We start from the raw sequence: 659 nt of genomic DNA, 5'->3' as shown, positions 1-659 counted from the left end.
GCTCCCAAGTGACCATCCGCCGCAACACAAACCTGAATTTTTCCCTATAATGCGCGGGTAAATCGGGCCTGCAATATCCCTTTACACAGGGATAAAGAGCCAGACCTTGAGCCTGCGCTGCAGCAAGTACGCATCGCTGCGCCCCTCAAGCCTCATGCAGCACCCGCAACCTGATTCCGTTTATTTGCCTGCGCGAGCTGTTGCAACAAACGATTCCTTAAGATCCACCGCGGCCCTAGGGCCGTGTGAACACCCAACCATCCGGTTTCACACGGGCACCTTTGAGCCCTCACGCAGGAGACGACACGTCATGCTGAGCTGGGACGAATTCGACAAAGAAGAAGAAGGCGAAGTAGCCGCTAAAGGCGCCAACGCCGGCCACGCCACCGAAGCCAACATGGACCGCCTCGACGGTGCCGGCGCCGCTGCCGCCGTGGAAGCCCGCGCCGTCACCGCCAACGACTCCGCCGCCATCGTGCGCGCCAAGGCCGCCCTGGACAAACTCGACGTCGCCGAAGGCCTCGCCGAACTCGAAGGCGCCTCCGCCCGCGTCGCCGTTGACGAAAAGCGCATGATCAACTGCCGCGCCGACCTCAACCAACTCGTGCCATTCAAGTACGACTGGGCCTGGCAGAAGTACCTCGACGGCTGCGCCAACC

At 61.8% G+C, this 659-nt stretch carries 1 pseudogene; it reads left to right on the top strand.

The features are described 5' to 3' along the window. Positions 1 to 310: 310 nt before the first annotated feature. Positions 311 to 659 (top strand): annotated as a pseudogene (locus GIV26_RS27040) (ribonucleotide-diphosphate reductase subunit beta); the annotation flags it as partial.

It is taken from the genome of Pseudomonas sp. PA-1-3F (assembly GCF_021609665.1).
Taxonomy (GTDB): domain Bacteria; phylum Pseudomonadota; class Gammaproteobacteria; order Pseudomonadales; family Pseudomonadaceae; genus Aquipseudomonas; species Aquipseudomonas paracarnis.
This window is presented reverse-complemented; position numbering and strand designations above follow the sequence as displayed.